Origin of the sequence: Streptomyces albidicamelliae, from assembly GCF_025642175.1 — a bacterium.
Taxonomy (GTDB): Bacteria; Actinomycetota; Actinomycetes; order Streptomycetales; family Streptomycetaceae; genus Streptomyces; species Streptomyces albidocamelliae.
This window is the reverse complement of sequence record NZ_CP106795.1, coordinates 984840-1002591: the sequence shown is the minus strand read 5'-3', so window position 1 is coordinate 1002591 and position 17752 is coordinate 984840. Positions and strand designations below refer to the sequence as shown.

General features: G+C 73.3%; 15 protein-coding genes. 12 read left to right on the top strand and 3 right to left on the bottom strand.

All coding sequences use genetic code 11. The annotated features are described in order from the left end of the window. Nucleotides 1-12: 12 nt before the first annotated feature. A complete protein-coding gene (locus N8I86_RS04835) occupies nucleotides 13-906 on the top strand; it encodes an alpha/beta fold hydrolase (protein WP_263277183.1) in 894 nt (297 codons plus the stop codon). A gap of 9 nt (nucleotides 907-915) precedes the next feature. Next, nucleotides 916-1623: an alpha/beta fold hydrolase gene (locus N8I86_RS04830; protein ID WP_263277182.1), complete on the top strand. Its 708-nt coding sequence runs from the start codon at nucleotides 916-918 to the stop codon at nucleotides 1621-1623. Between the two features lie 62 nt (nucleotides 1624-1685). On the opposite strand, the gene N8I86_RS04825 is transcribed toward N8I86_RS04830, so the two are convergent. Further along, the gene (locus N8I86_RS04825; protein WP_263277181.1) at nucleotides 1686-3302 is read right to left on the bottom strand and encodes an acyl-CoA synthetase; all 1617 of its coding nucleotides are present in this window, start codon (nucleotides 3300-3302) and stop codon (nucleotides 1686-1688) included. Nucleotides 3303-3490: 188 nt separating this feature from the next. On the opposite strand from N8I86_RS04825, the gene N8I86_RS04820 reads away from it, so the two are divergent. From N8I86_RS04820 to N8I86_RS04780, 9 genes are all read left to right on the top strand, one after another. Continuing rightward, nucleotides 3491-4291 carry a crotonase/enoyl-CoA hydratase family protein gene (locus N8I86_RS04820; RefSeq protein ID WP_263277180.1) on the top strand — a complete coding sequence of 267 codons (801 nt, stop codon included), beginning with the start codon at nucleotides 3491-3493 and terminating at the stop codon, nucleotides 4289-4291. A 16-nt stretch (nucleotides 4292-4307) separates the two neighbouring features. Continuing rightward, nucleotides 4308-5249 carry a Zn-ribbon domain-containing OB-fold protein gene (locus N8I86_RS04815; protein WP_123438896.1) on the top strand — a complete coding sequence of 314 codons (942 nt, stop codon included), beginning with the start codon at nucleotides 4308-4310 and terminating at the stop codon, nucleotides 5247-5249. Next, entirely contained in the window at nucleotides 5246-6313 is a 1068-nt protein-coding gene (locus N8I86_RS04810; protein ID WP_263277179.1) for a thiolase domain-containing protein, read from the top strand. Before N8I86_RS04815 ends, N8I86_RS04810 begins: the two co-directional genes overlap by 4 nt. Next, complete coding sequence (locus tag N8I86_RS04805) at nucleotides 6310-7476, top strand: thiolase domain-containing protein (RefSeq protein WP_073894494.1); 1167 nt, start codon at nucleotides 6310-6312, stop codon at nucleotides 7474-7476. The genes N8I86_RS04810 and N8I86_RS04805 overlap by 4 nt, the downstream gene beginning before the upstream one ends. Before the next feature lie 82 nt (nucleotides 7477-7558). Beyond that, the gene (locus N8I86_RS04800) at nucleotides 7559-7801 is read left to right on the top strand and encodes a DUF397 domain-containing protein (protein ID WP_073894492.1); all 243 of its coding nucleotides are present in this window, start codon (nucleotides 7559-7561) and stop codon (nucleotides 7799-7801) included. Between the two features lie 116 nt (nucleotides 7802-7917). Continuing rightward, nucleotides 7918-8820 (top strand): universal stress protein, encoded by a 903-nt coding sequence (locus N8I86_RS04795; RefSeq protein ID WP_073894491.1) that lies wholly within the window; start codon nucleotides 7918-7920, stop codon nucleotides 8818-8820. Nucleotides 8821-9130: 310 nt separating this feature from the next. Beyond that, complete coding sequence (locus N8I86_RS04790; RefSeq protein ID WP_404830779.1) at nucleotides 9131-10297, top strand: extracellular catalytic domain type 1 short-chain-length polyhydroxyalkanoate depolymerase; 1167 nt, start codon at nucleotides 9131-9133, stop codon at nucleotides 10295-10297. A gap of 146 nt (nucleotides 10298-10443) precedes the next feature. Beyond that, a complete protein-coding gene (locus tag N8I86_RS04785; protein ID WP_263277178.1) occupies nucleotides 10444-11874 on the top strand; it encodes a 3-hydroxybutyrate oligomer hydrolase family protein in 1431 nt (476 codons plus the stop codon). 74 nt (nucleotides 11875-11948) lie between these two features. Then, nucleotides 11949-12446: a glycosyltransferase family protein gene (locus tag N8I86_RS04780; RefSeq protein ID WP_073894488.1), complete on the top strand. Its 498-nt coding sequence runs from the start codon at nucleotides 11949-11951 to the stop codon at nucleotides 12444-12446. Nucleotides 12447-12459: 13 nt separating this feature from the next. Here N8I86_RS04780 and N8I86_RS04775 read toward each other — a convergent pair whose 3' ends face one another. Further along, nucleotides 12460-14430 (bottom strand): N-acetylmuramoyl-L-alanine amidase, encoded by a 1971-nt coding sequence (locus N8I86_RS04775; RefSeq protein WP_263277177.1) that lies wholly within the window; start codon nucleotides 14428-14430, stop codon nucleotides 12460-12462. Nucleotides 14431-14727: 297 nt separating this feature from the next. Continuing rightward, nucleotides 14728-15873, bottom strand: a complete 1146-nt coding sequence (locus N8I86_RS04770; RefSeq protein ID WP_123438901.1) for an aminoglycoside phosphotransferase family protein — start codon at nucleotides 15871-15873, stop codon at nucleotides 14728-14730. Nucleotides 15874-16171: 298 nt separating this feature from the next. Between N8I86_RS04770 and N8I86_RS04765 the strand changes: the two genes are divergently transcribed. After that, complete coding sequence (locus tag N8I86_RS04765) at nucleotides 16172-17662, top strand: DNA-binding protein NsdB (RefSeq protein ID WP_073894483.1); 1491 nt, start codon at nucleotides 16172-16174, stop codon at nucleotides 17660-17662. Nucleotides 17663-17752 lie beyond the last annotated feature (90 nt).

Here is a 17752-nt window from a genome sequence, read left to right as displayed (position 1 = left end):
ATGATCGACGGCATGCCCACCTTCCTGACGACCGACGGCACCCGGCTCGCCTACCACCTGCGCGGTGAGGGCGAACCCCTCGCCGTACTGCCCGGCGGCCCCATGCGCGCCTCCGCCTACCTCGGCGACCTGGGCGGGCTGACCGCGCACCGCCGGCTCGCCCTGCTGGACCTGCGGGGCACGGGCGACTCCGCGGTGCCCGCGGACCCCGAGACCTACCGCTGCGACCGGATGGTCGAGGACGTGGAGCTGTGGCGCGCCCACATGGGGCTGGAGCACATGGACCTGCTCGCCCACTCGGCGGGCGCCGCTCTCGCCATGCTCTACGCGGCCCGCCGGCCGCACCGGATCCGGCGGCTCGTGCTGATCACCCCCAACCCGTCCGCCCTGGGCCTGCGCGCCACCCCCGAGGACCGGCTGGCGGCGGCGGAACTGCGCGAGGACGAACCGTGGTTCGCGGACGCCTTCCCCGCCTTCCGGGCCTGGCTCGCGGGCGAGGCCGGGTTCGACGACGTCTTCCTGCCGTTCTTCCACGGCCGCTGGGACGACACGGCACGGGCCCACACGGACGCCGAGCTGACGCAGACCAACGAGGAGGCCGGGGAGCGCTACTTCGCCGACGGCGCCTTCACCCCGGACGCGACCCGCGCCGCCCTGGCCGAACTGACCGCCCCGGTCCTCGTGTACGCGGGCGAACTCGACGGCGGACCACGCCCCGACCTCGCCCGCCGGGCCGCGCAGGTGTTCCCGAACGCCGAGTCGGCCGTCCAGCCCGGCGCCGCCCACTACCCCTGGCTCGACGACCCGGAACACTTCCGCGCCCGCGTCCTCGCCTTCCTGGACGGTCCCGCGCCCTCCGTTCCGCCGCAGGCAGACCGGCCCGCGCACCACCGGGCGCAGGGTTAGGTTGCCGACATGGATACTTCGCCACCGCCGTACGCCGTCGAGGCGAACGGGATCACCCTGGCCTGCCGCACCTGGGGGCCGACGGACGCCCCGCCCGTCGTCCTGCTGCACTGCCGGGGCGCCGACGGCACGGACTGGACGCGGATCGCCGAGCGGCTCGCGGCGCCCCCGCGACCGCGCCGCGTGTACGCCCCCGACCTGCGCGGCCACGGGCACAGCGACCGCGCCGCCGACTACACGGCCGAGACGATGAGCGAGGACGTCCGCGCCCTCGTCACGGCCCTGGGCATCGACGGTGCCGACGTCGTCGGCCACTCCCTGGGCGGCCTCGTCGCGTACCTGCTGGCCCAGCGCCACCCCGCGGCCGTACGGCGCCTGGTGCTGGAGGACGTGTGCGCCCCGGTACCGCTCGACCCGCCCCGGCCGCCCGCCGAACACCCGGGCGGCGACCTGCCGTTCGACTGGGCGATGGTGCGGGCCACCGATGTCCAGCGCAACACGCCCGACCCGGTGTGGCGGGACCACATGGACCGGATCACCATGCCGACGCTGGTGATCGGGGGCGGCCCCACCAGTCTCGTCCCGCAGGATGAGGTGGCGCTCCTCGCCGAGCTGATCCCGGACGCCCGGCTGGTGACCGTCGACGCCGGCCACCTGGTGCACGAGAGCCGCCCGGAGGAGTTCCTGGCCGTCCTGGTGGACTTCCTCGACCGCTGACCGGTGACCCCGGCCCGCTGACCCTGACCCCGGCGCGCGATCCGCCGAGCCGGCTCCCGCCGCTACCGATGGTCGGCCGCGACCGCCACCTCCCGCGCCCACCGGTAGTCCGCCTTGCCGCTCGGTGACCGCTGGACCAGCTCGGTGATCACCAGCTGGCGGGGGATCTTGTACCCGGCCAGGCGGGTGCGGCAGTGATTCTGGATGTCCGCCAGCGACGGCCGCGGCGCTCCCTCGCGCAGCTGTACCACGGCGGCCACATGGTTGCCCCAGGTGGCGTCCGGCACGCCCGCGACCAGCGCGTCGTACACGTCCGGATGCGCCTTGAGCGCCTGCTCGACCTCCTCCGGGTACACCTTCTCGCCCCCGGTGTTGATGCACTGCGAGCCCCGGCCGAGCACGGTGACCACGCCCTCCGCGTCGACCGTCGCCATGTCCCCCAGCAGGACCCAGCGCCGCCCGTCCTTCTCGAAGAAGGTCTCGGCGGTTTTCCGCGGGTCGTTGTAGTAGCCGAGCGGGACGTTGCCGCACTGGGCGACCCGGCCGACCTCGCCGACGGCGACCGGTTCGTGCGTCGCCGGATCCACCACCAGCGTGCGGGAGTTGACCCGGATGCGGAAGCCGCGCTCGGGCCCGGAGTCCTCGGTCGCCGTCCCGTTGAACCCGGACTCGGAGGACCCGAAGTTGTTCAGCAGCAGGGCGCTCGGCACCAGCTCACGGAACTGCCGGCGGACCGTCTCCGACATGATCGCCCCCGACGAGGAGACGCTGAACAGGGCCGAGCAGTCGGTGCCCTTCATCGGCCCGTTCAGCGCGTCGATCAGCGGCCGCAGCATGGCGTCCCCGACCAGGGAGATGCTGGTGACCTTCTCCCGCTCGACGGTCCGCAGCACCTCCTGGGGCACGAACTTGCGGTGCAGGACGACGCGCTGGCCGAAGTTGAACCCGATGAACGCGGTGAGGGTCGACGTGCCGTGCATCAGCGGGGGAGTGGGGAAGAAGGTGATCCCGGAGCCGCCCGCGGCCACCCGCCGGGCCAGCTCCTCCGGCGCCTTCACGGGCTCCCCGGTCGGCGCACCGCCGCCCAGCCCGGCGAAGAACAGATCCTCCTGACGCCACATCACTCCCTTGGGCATGCCCGTGGTGCCGCCGGTGTAGATGATGAACTGGTCGTCCCCCGACCGCGCGGGGAACCCCCGCCCGGGCGAACCGGCGGCCTCCGCCTCGGCGAACGGCACCGCGCCGGGCACCCGTGCCTCTCCCGTGCCGACGCGCACCAGGTGCCGCAGGTCCGGAGTGCGCGGCAGCGCGCCCGCGACCCGCTCCTCGAACTCCGCGTCGAAGACCAGCGCGACGAGGTCGGCGTCCCGGTAGAGGTAGACCAACTCCTTTTCGACGTAGCGGTAGTTGACGTTCACCGGGACGATCCGCGCCTTGAGGCAGGCCAGGACCGTCTGCAGGTACTCGACCCCGTTGTACAGATGCAGACCGAGGTGCTCCCCGGGCCGCAGTCCGCTGTCCGTCAGGTGGTGCGCGACACGGTTGGCGGCGGCGTCCAGCTCCGCGTAGGTCAGCCGGCGCTCCGCACCCGTGCCGGGGTGGTCGAGGTACACGAGCGCCTCGCGGTCGGGGACCACGTCGACGACCGACTCGAACAGATCGGCAAGGTTGTACTCCACCGCTCCTCCTGACCCCCGGCAGCCCCGGACGGCAAAGGCGCATCCGTCGGTTCGCCGGTCATCAGAGCAAAGGGGACCGCAACTGGGAAGGCCCCGCACCAATAAATCTGACTGTCTGTCAGAAAACCCTTGAAGTGGCCACCCGCCTCCTGCAACCTGTTCTCGTTCTCACCGAGGGGAGATGGCCGATGGGCGGGACGGAACACCTCACCGTGCGGCGCGAGGGCGCCACACTGGTGCTCACGCTGAACAGGCCCGACGCCAGGAACGCGCTCTCGCTCCCGATGCTCGTCGGCCTGTACGACGGCTGGATCGAGGCCGACGAGGACGACACGATCCGCTCGATCGTGCTCACCGGGGCCGGCGCCGCCTTCTGCGCCGGAATGGACCTGAAGGCGCTGGCCGGCGACGGCATGCAGGGGGAGCACCACCGCGACCGGCTCAAGGCCGACCCCGACCTGCACTGGAAGGCGATGCTGCGCCACCACCGCCCCCGCAAACCGGTCATCGCCGCCGTCGAGGGACACTGCGTCGCCGGTGGCACCGAGATCCTCCAGGGCACGGACATCAGGGTCGCCGGCGAGTCCGCGACCTTCGGCCTCTTCGAGGTCAGACGCGGACTCTTCCCGATCGGCGGCTCCACCGTCCGGCTGCAGCGCCAGATCCCCCGCACCCACGCCCTGGAGATGCTGCTCACCGGCCGGCCCTACAGCGCCCGGGAGGCCGCGGACATCGGCCTGATCGGCCATGTGGTGCCCGACGGCACCGCGCTCGCCGAGGCCCTCCGGATCGCCGACCGGATCAACGCCTGCGGCCCGCTCGCCGTCGAGGCCGTCAAGGCGTCCGTCTACGAGACCGCCGAGATGACGGAGACCGACGGACTCGCCGCCGAACTCGCCCGCGGCTGGCCCGTCTTCGACACCGCCGACGCCAGGGAAGGCGCCCGCGCGTTCGCCGAGAAGCGGCCCCCCGTCTACAAGCGCGCCTGACCCGAGGAGCCCCCGGATGCCCGAAGTCCTCAAAGCGCCACTCGTCGTCGAGTTCCCCTTCACCCGCTCCCTCGGCCCCGTCCAGAGCGCCTTCCTCACCGGCCTGCGCGAGGGCGTCGTGCTCGGCGTGCGCACCACCGACGACCGTGTCCTCGTACCGCCCGTCGAGTACGACCCCGTCACCGCCGACGAACTGCGCGACCTGGTGGAGGTCGCCCCCACGGGCACCGTCACCACCTGGGCCTGGAACCACGAACCCCGCCGCGGCCAGCCCCTCGCCACCCCGTTCGCCTGGGTCCTGGTCCGGCTCGACGGCGCCGACACCGCCCTGCTGCACGCCCTCGACGCCCCCGGTCCCGACGCCGTCCGCACCGGCATGCGGGTGCGCGTCCGCTGGGCTGCCGAGCGCACCGGCGCCATCACCGACATCGCCTGCTTCGAGCCGTACGAGGGCGAACCCGTGCGGCCCGGCACGCACTCGGGCGTCTTCGCGGACCCGCTCACCGGGATCGTCGCACCCGCTCGCCTCGACTACACCTACTCGCCGGGCCGCGCCCAGACCGCCTACATCGCCGCCCTGACCGAACGGCGCACCGTCGGCGAACGCTGCCCGTCCTGCCGCAAGGTGTACGTCCCGCCCAGGGGCGCCTGCCCCACCTGCGGACTCGCCACGCACGAACAGGTGGAGGTGGGCCCCCGCGGCACGGTCACCACCTACTGCATCGTCAACATCAAGGCGAAGAACCTCGACATCGAGGTGCCCTACGTCTACGCGCACATCGCCCTCGACGGCGCCGACCTCGCCCTGCACGCCCGGATCGGCGGCATCCCCTACGACCAGGTCCGCATGGGCCTGCGGGTGGAACCGGTGTGGACCGAGGGCGCCCGCTACCCCGACCACTACCGGCCCACCGGCGAGCCCGACGCGGACTATGAGACGTACAAGGAGCTGCTGTGACCAGCGACCACCGCGCCGCCCGGGACATCGCCGTCGTCGCGTTCGCCCAGACCGGCCACCGGCGCTCCACCGAGGAGTCCTCCGAGGTCGAGATGCTCATGCCGGTCCTGCACGAGGTCCTGGACCGGACCGGACTGAGGACCGCCGACATCGGCTTCACCTGCTCCGGGTCCAGCGACTACCTCGCCGGCCGCGCCTTCTCCTTCACCCTCGCCCTCGACGGGGTGGGCGCCTGGCCGCCCATCTCCGAGTCGCACGTCGAGATGGACGGCGCCTGGGCGCTGTACGAGGCCTGGACCAAGCTCCTCACCGGGGAGGCCGACACCGCGCTCGTGTACTCCTACGGCAAGTGCTCACCCGGCTCGGTCCGGGACGTGCTCACCCGCCAGCTCGACCCGTACTACGTCGCCCCGCTGTGGCCCGACGCCGTGGCCCTCGCCGCCCTCCAGGCACAGGCCCTCATCGACGCCGGGCACACCGACGAGCCCGCCCTCGCCGCCGTCGGCGCCCGCAGCCGGGCCGACGCGGGCGCCAACCCGCACGCCCAGCTCAAGGGCCGCATCCCGCAGGGCGACTACGTCGTACGGCCCCTGCGCACCGGCGACTGCCCGCCCATCGGCGACGGCGCCGCGGCGGTCGTCCTCGCGGCGGGGGAGAGGGCCCGGGAACTGTGCGAACGGCCCGCCTGGATCCGGGGCATCGACCACCGCATCGAGGCCCACGCGCTCGGCGTCCGCGACCTGACCGACTCGCCGTCCGCCCGGCTGGCCGCGCAGCGCGCCGGGGCCTTCGAACGGCCCGTCGACACGGCCGAGTTGCACGCCCCGTTCAGCTCGCAGGAGGTCGTCCTGCGCAAGGCCCTCCGCCTCGGCGACGACGTACGCGTCAACCCCTCGGGCGGGGCGCTCGCCGCCAACCCGGTGATGGCCGCCGGTCTTCTGCGCATCGGCGAGGCCGCGGCCGCCGTCCACCGCGGCGAGTCCGACCGCGCCCTCGCCCACGCCACCTCAGGCCCCTGCCTCCAGCAGAACCTGGTCGCCGTACTCGAAGGGGATCCGCGATGAGCAAGGAACCCGTGGCCGTCACCGGCGTCGGCCAGACCAAGCACGTGGCGGCCCGCCGGGACGTGTCGATCGCCGGACTCGTCCGCGAGGCCGCCCACCGGGCCCTGGAGGACGCCGCGTTGACGTGGGCCGACATCGACGCGGTGGTCATCGGCAAGGCGCCCGACTTCTTCGAGGGCGTGATGATGCCCGAGCTGTACCTCGCCGACGCCCTCGGCGCGGTCGGCAAACCCATGCTGCGGGTGCACACCGCCGGCTCCGTCGGCGGCTCCACCGCGCTCGTCGCCGCGAACCTCGTCGCCGCCCGCGTCCACGGCACGGTCCTCACCCTCGCCTTCGAAAAGCAGTCCGAATCGAACGCCATGTGGGGCCTGTCCCTGCCCATCCCCTTCCAGCAGCCCCTGCTCGCCGGCGCCGGCGGATTCTTCGCCCCGCACGTGCGCGCGTACATGCGGCGCAGCGGCGCCCCCGACACCGTCGGCTCCCTCGTCGCCTACAAGGACCGGCGCAACGCGCTCAAGAACCCCTGGGCCCACCTCCACGAACACGACATCACCCTGGAGAAGGTCCAGGCCTCGCCCATGCTGTGGGACCCGATCCGCTACTCCGAGACCTGCCCGTCCTCCGACGGCGCCTGCGCCATGGTCCTCACCGACCGTGCCGGAGCCGCCCGGGCGCCCCGGCCGCCCGCCTGGCTGCTCGGCGGCGCCATGCGCAGCGAGCCCACCCTGTTCGCGGGCAAGGACTTCGTCTCCCCGCAGGCCGGCAAGGACTGCGCCGCCGACGTCTACCGGCAGGCCGGCATCACCGACCCGCGCCGGGACATCGACGCCGTCGAGATGTACGTGCCGTTCTCCTGGTACGAGCCCATGTGGCTGGAGAACCTCGGGTTCGCGGAGGAGGGCGAGGGCTGGAAGCTCACCGAGTCCGGCGTGACCGCACTCGACGGCGACCTGCCCGTCAACATGTCGGGCGGCGTGCTGTCCACCAACCCCATCGGCGCCTCCGGGATGATCCGCTTCGCCGAGGCCGCCCTCCAGGTCCGCGGCCGCGCCGGGGAGCACCAGGTGGACGGCGCCCGCAGGGTGCTCGGCCACGCCTACGGCGGAGGCTCGCAGTTCTTCTCCATGTGGCTGGTGGGTTCCGAGCCCCCCGATTCCTGAAAGGTCCGTGGAACGTGGCCTGTCGGCCGTCGTGAGCGGTCGCTAGGCTGACCGCGGACGACGAACCGGGAGGAGCACGGACGTGGCCGAGAGCACCATCCAGCAGCAGCCGCTCGCAGGCTGGGACAAGCCGGAGCTGGATCTCAGCAGGGCCGACTGGCAGTCCAGCAGCCGAGGTCTGGGGGATGTCCAGATCGCCTTCGTCGAGGGTTTCATCGCCATGCGGAACAGCGGCCGCCCGGGAGGCCCTTCCCTGATCTTCACCCCCGCCGAGTGGGGCGCCTTCGTCTCCGGCGCGCGTGAGGGCGAGTTCGATCTGACCTGAGCGAGGGGTGTTCCGGCCGGATTTCCGGACACGCGACCGGCAGCGCCCTGCCGGGGCCACGCCTGAGCGAGGCTGGCCCCAGCAAGGGGAAGGTCGAGTTCCGGAGGTGGGCAAGGATGAGCACTGCGCCGGTCGTCGCCGCGGTCGACGGTTCCGAGGACAGCCTGCGGGCCCTGGAGTGGGCCCTGGAGACCGCCGGCCGCCGCGCGGCGACGCTGCGGGTGGTGCACGTACGGCAGTACGCCGCCTGGGGCCAGGCCGACGTGCTGGTCGCCGCACCACCGGAGGCCGAGGGCGATCCGGTGCTCGACGAGGTACGCGCCCGGCTCGCGGACCGCGTGGCGGAGCCGGCCGTCGAGTACGTCGCCCTGGAGGGCGTACCGGGCGCCGTGCTCCCCGAACTCGGACTGGACGCGGAGCTGTTGGTCCTCGGCTCGCGGGGCCGCGGAGGCTTCGCCAGCCTGCTGCTCGGCTCCAACGGCCTCGCCGTCGCACGGGACGCCGAGTGCCCGGTGGTCGTCGTACCCGCACCCGGCCGTGAGGTGCACGGGGACGGCGCCGAGGAGCCGGGGCCCCGGGTGGTCGTGGGCCTGCACGCCGACAGCCCCGACGACGCCGTCCTCACCTTCGCCTTCACCGAGGCCGCCCTGCGGGGCGCCCGGGTCCAGGTGATCGCCGCCTACCCGTGGCCGGTGCAGACGTGGTCCGCCCCCGGCCAGCTCGTGCCGCCCCCGGTCGACCGGGACGCGATCGAGAACGAGACCCGTGTCCTCGCCGAGGGCTTCCTCGCCCCCCACCGAAAGCGGCACCCCGAGGTCCGGGCCGGCGTGCAGGCGCTCCCCGGTGACGCGGCGGGCCTCCTCGTCGCCGCCTCCAAGGACGCCGAGCTCGTCGTCGTCGGCCGGCACCGGCGGCGGCTGCTCGCCCCGGCCCGCATGATGGGCTCGGTCACCCAGGCCGTGCTGCTGCACGCGGCGAGCCCGGTCGCGGTGGTGCCGCCGGGGGCGCCCGAGGAATGAGGCCGGCCCGCGCGCTAGCAGAGCGCACGGCCCCCACAAGGCGTCCGGCGCCGACCGGTCCGGCCGCGGCTGTGGTGCCGCACGCCATGGCGGCGCCCCCGCGGGAACCTACGGTTCCGCCACGCCCGGTGCTCCCGGCGCCCGCGCGCCGGAGCGGCCGGGGCCGTGCGCCCACCCAAGGAGCCGCCATGCGCCCGCCCTCCGCGTCGCAGCAACCACCCGCAGCCCCCGCGCGACCCCCGCCCGGACGACCCCGGCGCGACGGTCCCCCCGCCGCCCGGGACGTCTCCTGGTCCGCCTCCTGGCCGTCGTGGCCGTCGTCCTCGGCACCGCCCTCGCCGGCCCCCTGCCCACGGCACGCGCCTCCGTCACCCTCACCCGGGTGAGCGGCTTCGGGTCGAACCCGGGCGCCCTCACGATGTACGTGTACCGGCCCGCCGCACTCCCCGCGCACCCACCGGTGGTCGTGGCCCTGCACGGCTGCACCCAGAGCGCCCAGGTCTACGCCGACAACTCCGGGCTCCCGCAACTCGCCGACCAGGACGGGTTCCTGCTGGTGCTCGCCGAGACCACCACCGCCAACAACGCGAACACATGCTTCAACTGGTTCCAGAGCACCGACAACCGGCGCGACCAGGGCGAGGCCCTCTCCGTCCGGCAGATGGTGGGCCAGGCCGTCACCGCCTACGGCGCCGACCCCCGGCGCGTCTACGTCACCGGCCTGTCCGCGGGCGGCGCGATGACCTCGGTCATGCTCGCCACCTACCCCGACGTCTTCACCGCCGGCGCGGTCGTCGCCGGCCTGCCCTACGACTGCACCAAGGACAACAGCCCCTACCTCTGCATGAACCCCGGCGTCGACCTGACCCCCGACGCCTGGGCCCAGCGCGTACGCGACGCCGCCCCGTCGTACCAGGGGCCCTGGCCGCGCGCCGCCATCTGGTACGGCGACCAGGACACCACCGTCGCGCCACGCAACGCCACCGAACTGCGCGACCAGTGGACGGCCCTGCACGGACTCTCCCAGACCCCCACCCGCACCACCACGATCGGATCCGACGCCACCAGGCAGGACCAGTACCTGGCCGCCGACGGCACCGTCGCCGTCGAGGTCGACCGCGTCCCCGGCATCGGCCACGGCACCCCCGTCGACCCCGGAACCGGCCCCGAGCAGTGCGGCGCCACCGGCGCCCCGTACTTCCCCGACTCCCTCTGCTCCAGCCGCTGGATCGCCCGCTTCTTCGGCCTGGACACCACCGACCCGGGCGGCTCCGACCCCGGCGACGGCGGCACCGCCGCCTGCTGGACGGCGAGCAACTACGCCCAGGTGCAGGTCGGACGGGCCACCACCAGCGGCGGCTACACCTACGCCGTCGGCTCCCACCAGAACATGGGCCTCTACAACACGTTCGTCACCCACACCCTGAAGGAGTCGCCCACCGGCTACTACACCCTCGCGGACGGCGGCTGCCCCTGACAGGAAGTCAGGCACCTACGGGTCGCCATGGTGGCCGGCACCGCTGTACGGGCCGCCATCATGGCGGCCCCACACATGTCCGGCGCCACCACCACGCCCCTAACCTCCAGCGCGTCCCCGTACACCCGACCCGCCGGAGGCACCGCATGCTCCCCCACCGCACCCCACCGCTCGCACGGCCGGCACGGCGTGCCGCGCTGGGCGCGCTCTCCCTCGCCGCCGCCTGCTCCCTCCTCATCACCCCGGCCACGGCGGCGCCCACCACGGCCGGGGCACCGGCCGGCCACTGCGCCGGCCAGGACCGGCTCCGCGTGCCCGGCGCCGCCCTCCAGCAGACCGACTGCCTCGACGAGCTGACCACCGCCGGGACCGTGGTCTCCGGCCACACCGACCCGGCCGACTACGCCGGCCTCACCCCGAAGGACCTGGCCACGCCCAGCGGAGTCCCCGGCATCCAGATCGACGGCTACTTCCCCGACACCTCCACCACCAACACCAACCACGGCTGGCAGCACGACTCCCAGTTCGTCGTACGGCTGCCCGACCACTGGAACGGCGGCCTGGTGGTCGCCGGCACCCCGGGCAACCGCGAGCAGTACGCCAACGACCGCGCGATCGCCGACTGGGTGCTGGCCCGCGGCTACGCCTACGCCGCCACCGACAAGGGCAACACCGGCACCGCCTTCCACCGCGACGGACGCCGGCCCGGCGACGCCATCGCCGAGTGGAACACCCGCCTCACCCAGCTCACCCGCGCGGCCCGCGCCGTCGTCGCCCAGCGCTACCACCGGCCCCCGGCCCGCACCCTCGCCACCGGCATGTCCAACGGCGGCTACCTGGTGCGCTGGCAACTGGAGAACCACCCCGAGCTGTACGACGGCGGAGTCGACTGGGAGGGCACCCTCTGGCGCGCCGACGGCCCCAACCTGCTGACCTCCCTGCCGGCCGCGCTGCGCCACTACCCGGCCTACGCCGCCGGCGGCCCCGGAGCCGCCGACGCCCGGACGGCCCTGCACCGGGCGGGCTTCCCGGCCGGCTCCGAGTTCCTGTGGCCGTACCACTACCAGGTCTACTGGGACCTCACCCAGCGCATCTACCGCGAGGAGCTCGACCCCGGTTACGACGGTGCCACCGAGGCGGGCACGCCGTACTGCGCCTCCGGCACACCCGCCTGCGACGCCGACTACGACTACGCCGCCCGCCCCGCCGCCGTCCACCGCGCCGTCGACCGCATCGCCCTCACCGGGCGCATCGGCAAACCCCTGATCACCCTCCAGGGCACCCTCGACGTGCTGCTGCCGATCAGCGAGGACTCCGACGTCTACGCCCGCATGGTCCACGCGTCCGGGCGCGGCGGGCTGCTGCGGTACTACCGCATCGAGGACGGCACGCACACCGACTCCCTCGTCGACGCCTTCCCCGGCCGGCTCCGCCCGCTGGTGCCCTGCCACCGCGCGGCGTTCACAGCACTCGAAGGGTGGATCACCTCGGGCAGCCGCCCGCCCGCCGGCCACACGGTGGCGCGGCCCGCCGGCGCGGACGCGACGACCCTGCTCACCAGCTGCCCCCTGGGCTGACGCCCGCCACCCGCCGGTGCGCCACCCGGCGCCCGCAGGTCACCCAGCCGAGCCCGGGCACGTACCATGGCCGCATGTCGTTCCTCCGCCGCCGCAGCGCCACTCCCGCCGGACCCGATTTCGACGTGCTGGCCATGGACCCGGGCGACTGGCCGGGCAACCTCGGCGCGGGTCTGCTGCCCGCCCCCGACGGCACCTGCCAGGGCGTCTTCCTGCGCTACGACCTGTTCGGCGGCCGCGGCCCCGCGATGATCATCGGCAACCTGCCGGAGGGCTCCCCGGCCCGCGACGTCGCCGAGGGCGAGATCCCCTTCGAGGTGGGCCAGCTGCTGCTGGCCCTGGAGAACGACGAGGAGATCACCGTCGTCGAGACCGAGGACACGCCGGTCCTCCAGGGCGACAACCTCCTCATCGTGCGCCGCCTGAAGCTGTCCGAGAGCCGGATCTCCTGCGTGCAGTTCGACCGCAGCGACGGCGTCCTCGTGACCATCGCGGCCTGGGACCGCCCGATCACCGACGACCTGTACGCCCTGCTGAAGCCGCTCCCGGCGGAGCTTTTCCAGCAGGGCTGAGGCACCGGACCCGCTAGCGGGCCGAGCCCTCGAGAGTCACGTCCGCCGCCCGGACGAACCCGACCCGGTGACCGTACTGGATCTCGTAGTACAGGTCCTTGCCCACCACGACCCGGTGCGAGTCGGTGGTGAAGGTGACCGCGTAGTAGTACTCGCCGGGCATCTCGTCACCGACCACGTACCGCTGACCGGCCGGGATCGTGTACGGCAGCGGCACCACCGACTGGGCGGGGACGCCCGCCGGGTAGGCCTCCTTCTCCGGATAGGCGCGCCCGTACACCGGGATGCTCGCCACACCGTCCTTCGGGGTCACCACCAGGCCCTTCGCGGACACCGCCGCGGGGTCCTTGCGCGGGTTCGGGAACCAGGCCTTCTGCCCCAGGTACCAGATCGCCGTCCAGTCGCCCCAGCGGTCGGCGACCGCGTACTGCTGACCGGTGGAGACCCGCGAGGACAGGTCGTTCACCCCGTCGGTCGGCTCGGTCTTCCGACCGATGTCCTTGATCAGGGGCGCGCTCACGTCGTGGTCCGAGTACAGGCGCACCTCGCTGGAGCCGTGCGCCGTGCAGGGCTCGCCCTTGGTGGTGCAGCCCGTGTAGACGGGCCGGTTCGACGCGTAGTCGGGCAGGATCGTCACCAGCCCGGACTGCTTGCCGCCCGCCCGCTCGAAGGGGTGGCCCAGCAGCTGGAAGTAGTGCCGCCAGTCCCAGAACGGGCCGGGGTCCGTGTGCATCCCCGGGATGGTGGACGTGGTCGGCCCGGGCACGTTGTCGTGGCCCAGGATGTGCTGCCGGTCCAGCGGGATGTCGTACCTCCGGGAGAGGTACTTCACCAGCCGGGCCGAGGACCGGTACATCGCCTCCGTGTACCAGGCGTCCGGATCGGCGAGGAAGCCCTCGTGCTCGATGCCCACGGACCGGGCGTTGACGTCCCAGTTGCCCGCGTGCCAGGCCACGTCCTTGGCCTTGACGTGCTGGGCGATCAGCCCGTCGGTGGAACGGATGGTGTAGTTCCACGAGACGTAGGTGGGGTCCTGGATCAGGTTCATCACCCCGTCCCAGGCGCCCTCCGTGTCATGGACGACGATGTACCTGATCCGCTGCGACGCAGGGCGGTCGCCGAGGTCGTGGTTGCCGTAGTCGTCGTCCCCGAACTGCGCGTACGGCGCCGGGACCGACTCGCACGACACCGACTTCGGGCACTCGACGCCGTCCGTCGGCAGGGTGCGCAGCCCGGCCCGCCCCAGCTGGGCCCGGTCGGGGACCAGCCGCGGCCGGGCGGCCAGCGCGACCTGCTGGCCGTCGTCCGTGGTGCGCTCCTCGCCCGAGCGCAGCACGTCGTACACGTCGTCCGCGTAGGCGGCGGCGGTCGCCGTGTCGTCGGCGCCCGAGAAACGCGCCACCGCCCCGTACCAGTCCGCCGGGTCGGCGCTCAGCGGCTCGCCGAGCTCCTTCTGCGCGGCGGCGAGCAGAGCGGCGCCGCCGGACACGTTCGCGGCGGGATCGGTGCGCAGGTCCGCGGCGGGAATGCCGGTCAGCTCCGCCGCCCTGCGCAGCGTCCGCAGCCGGGCCGGCACCGCCGACTCGGCCGGCACCTCGACGTGCGGCCGGAGAGCGGCGCGTGCCGAGTCGCCCCGCGCGTCCTCGGCGCCCTCGGCGAAGTGCTCCGTGGTCGCCACGGCGGTCTCGGCGTCGGTGAGGTGCATGGGACCGTACCCGCCGGTGACGCTGGGCGCCCCGCCGTGCCCGTCCCAGCGGGACTGCAGATAGGAGACGGCCAGCAGAACGCTCTGCGGCACGTGGTGGTCGGCCGCGGCGGTGGCGAACGCCTGCTGCAGCCGGTCGGCGGAAGTGTCGGTGGCGCCCTGCGCGGGTGCCGCGCCGAGCAGCGGCAGCAGCAGGGCCGCGGCGGTGAACGGGCCGGCGGCCCGCCGCAGATGTCTGTGGCCGGGCGTGGACGTGGGATCGGTGGCGGGACCTCGCAATGCGGCCTCCTGTGACGGGCGGGCGTGGCGGGGCGTGCGGTGCCGAGCTGGGTCAGTGCTACCGGCTTGCCGACGATCCGTCAATAATGCCTACGTCACAGCGATTTCCCACGTCACGACGGGTCTCGGCGAGTTTCGCCGCGGCGGTGGCCGGGCCTGCGGAGCGTCACTGGCATACACCAGTGGACGCGGCGGGCCGGTCCTCGCCGGTACCCCGGCGGATGCGCGCCGGACCCGGACATACGAAGGTCCGCGGTGCGCCGCCGCTCCGGGCGCACCGCGGAACCGTCGTCCCCGTCAGCGAGTGCCGACCGCCGCGCGGACGGCCCGGCGGGCCATCTGGCAGTCGTCGTGCAGCCGCCTGAGCAGCAGCCGCTGTTCCTCGCCGGACGGCGCAGCACCCGGGTGGGCCGTGCCCGGTGCCGCCGGGGCCGTATCGTGCATCGAACGCTGCACGGCCGTCTCGTACGTACGGATCTCCCGGGTGAGCAGCAGCATCAGGTTCACCAGGAAGGCGTCCCGGGAGGCCGGACCCGCCGACTGGGCGATCTGGCTGATCTGCCGCCGGGCCACCGGCGCGTCCCCGAGGACCAGCCACAGCGTGGCCAGGTCGTACCCCGGCAGATACCAGCCCGCGTGCTCCCAGTCCACCAGCACTGGACCGGCCGGTGACACCAGGATGTTCGAGAGCAGCGCGTCGCCGTGGCAGAACTGGAGCATGCCGTGCCGGCCCACCTCATGGGCGATGCCGTGCAGCAGCTTCTGCAGATCGCCGAGGTCCCGGTCGGTGAGCAGACCCAGCTCGTGGTACCGGGAGATCCGGGCCGCGTAGTCCAGCGGCATGTCGAAGGTGCCCGCAGGGGGCCGCCAGGCGTTCACCCGGCAGACCGCGCCGAGCGCTGCCCGGATGTCCGCGCGGGGCGGGGCCTCCAGCGGATGCCGCTGAAGTGCCAGTGTCCGGCCGGGGGTCCGCTCGATGACCAGCGTGCAGTTGTCCGGGTCCGCCGCGATCAGCCTCGGCACACGGACCGGAGGCCGGTGCCGGACGAACGAGCGGTACACCGCTATTTCGTGGCGGCTCCGCTCGGCCCAGGCGGGCGAGTGGTCCAGCAGGCACTTGGCGACGGCCGTGCTGCGCCCCGTCGTCCCGACGAGCAGGACGGACCGACCGCTGCGCCTCAGCACCTGCACCGGCGCGAACTCCGGACAGATCCGGTGCACCGCGGCGATCGCGGTGCGCAGCTGCGCGCCCTGGGGGCCGGACAGATCCAGTCTGCCGCTGAGCTGCTGGGGCCCGGGCTGGCCCGGCACCCGCCGGGGCCGGCCCGCACCGAGCACGGGGCCGCCCGGCCGCACCGCCGGGTCGAGGTACGGTCCGCCGCCCGCCGGGCGGGAGCGCAGCGGCCGGGGCGGGGCGGACACGGAGGACGATGCTGCGTACATGGGAGATACAGATCCCTTCGTGTGCCTGCGTTGCCTGCCTGTAAGTCCTTGCGCGCAACCCGGCCCGGTCACCCGGGAACACCCTGGGGAATGTGCCCGTCGCACGTGGCGGAACCGCAAGGGGTCCGCCGTACGCCCTCCGCGGAGGGCGGCGACCGGGTCGGGGTGGCGCATTCCTACCTGACACCCGATGCCCAGTGGCACACCATCTGGCGGACCCTGGCGAACCGTGGCGAATAGTCGCCCGGCAACCTCCGGCGGGCTACTGTCAACTCAGCCGAGAACCTGGGGGCTTGACGTGAGCGGACAACCCAACACCCGCCTTGCGGACCTGTTCGGCCTGGCCGGCTGGTCCAAGGGCGAACTCGCGAGACTGGTCAACCGGCAGGCGGCGGCCATGGGCCACCCCCAGCTGTCGACCGACACCTCCCGGGTGCGGCGTTGGATCGACACGGGAGAGATCCCGCGCGATCCCGTGCCGCGGGTGCTGGCGGCGTTGTTCACCGAGCGTCTCGGCCGTGTCGTGACCATCGAGGACCTAGGTCTGGTACGGCACGGGCGTGCGGGGAAACGGCAGAGCGACGGGATCGAGGAACATCCCGACGGTGTGCCGTGGCCGCCCGAGCGGACCGCCGCGGTCCTCACCGAATTCACGGGAATGGACCTCATGCTCAACCGACGCGGCTTGGTGGGCGCGGGTGCCGCGCTCGCCGCGGGATCCACACTCAGCAGCGCCATGTACGACTGGTTGCACACCGACCCGGCCCTCAAGGCCGACGCCCCCGTCCTCGACGACCCCCTGCACGCCGACCCCGCTGGGTTCGACCGCTACGAGGCCGCCCCCATCGGATCGCAGGAGGTCGAGGAACTGGAGCGTTCGGTCGAGGTGTTCCGCGCCTGGGACGCGGCCCGCGGAGGCGGGCTCCAGCGCAAGGCGGTCGTGGGCCAGCTGAACGAGGTGGGCGGCATGCTCGCCTACCACCACCCACCCCATCTCCAGCGGCGCCTGTGGGGCGTCGCCGCCAATCTCGCCGTCCTCGCGGGCTGGATGTCGCACGACGTCGGCCTGGAGCCCACGGCCCAGAAGTACTTCGTGATCGCCGCCCACGCCGCCCGTGAGGGGGGCGACCGGCCGCGCGCCGGCGAGGCCCTGTCGCGGGCGGCCCGTCAGATGGTGCACCTCGGGCGGCCGGACGACGCGATGGACCTGATGAAGCTCGCCCACTCCGGCTCCGGCGACCGCCTGCAGCCGCGTACGCAGGCGATGTTCCACACCATCGAGGCCTGGGCGCAGGCGTCGATGGGCAAGGGCCAGGCGATGCGCCGCACCCTCGGCCGGGCGGAGGACCTCTTCGTCTCCGACCGGCAGGACGTGGAGCCGCCGGACTGGATGCAGACCTTCAAGGACGAGGACCTGTACGGCATGCAGGCCCTCGCCTACCGCACGCTGGCCGAGTTCGACCCGACCGCGGCCACGCACGCCCAGTACTACGCGGAGAAGGCCCTGGCCCTGCGCGTGGACGGGCGGGAGCGGTCGAAGATCTTCGACCATCTGTCCATGGCGTCGGCCTGCTTCATCGCCAACGACCCCGAGCAGGCCGACCGCTACGCACGGCTGGCGCTGATGTCGATGGGTTCGAACTCGTCCCGGCGCACCTGGGACCGGCTGCGCGAGATGTACCGGCTGACCGCGGAGTACGCCGGCTACCCGAAAATCAACGAACTGCGGGAGGAGATCCGGCTCGCCCTGCCCAAGCCGCGGTCCAAGGACAACAGCGCACAGGCGTAACGGGCCCGCGCGCCACGGTCCCGGGATTTCGCTCGTGGAGTCCTGACCCGAAGTCCGTCCAGCTCATCGTTCCGCGTCCGTGCTCTCGCG

Excerpts from the sequence above, each read along its gene's own strand:
- N8I86_RS04835 (WP_263277183.1), top strand. The coding sequence starts at position 13 with ATGCCCACCTTCCTGACGACCGACGGCACCCGGCTCGCCTACCACCTG.
- N8I86_RS04820 (WP_263277180.1), top strand. The coding sequence starts at position 3,491 with ATGGGCGGGACGGAACACCTCACCGTGCGGCGCGAGGGCGCCACACTG.
- N8I86_RS04830 (WP_263277182.1), top strand. The coding sequence starts at position 916 with ATGGATACTTCGCCACCGCCGTACGCCGTCGAGGCGAACGGGATCACC.
- N8I86_RS04785 (WP_263277178.1), top strand. The coding sequence starts at position 10,444 with ATGCTCCCCCACCGCACCCCACCGCTCGCACGGCCGGCACGGCGTGCC.
- N8I86_RS04770 (WP_123438901.1), bottom strand. The coding sequence starts at position 15,873 with ATGTACGCAGCATCGTCCTCCGTGTCCGCCCCGCCCCGGCCGCTGCGC.
- N8I86_RS04795 (WP_073894491.1), top strand. The coding sequence starts at position 7,918 with ATGAGCACTGCGCCGGTCGTCGCCGCGGTCGACGGTTCCGAGGACAGC.
- N8I86_RS04805 (WP_073894494.1), top strand. The coding sequence starts at position 6,310 with ATGAGCAAGGAACCCGTGGCCGTCACCGGCGTCGGCCAGACCAAGCAC.
- N8I86_RS04780 (WP_073894488.1), top strand. The coding sequence starts at position 11,949 with ATGTCGTTCCTCCGCCGCCGCAGCGCCACTCCCGCCGGACCCGATTTC.
- N8I86_RS04815 (WP_123438896.1), top strand. The coding sequence starts at position 4,308 with ATGCCCGAAGTCCTCAAAGCGCCACTCGTCGTCGAGTTCCCCTTCACC.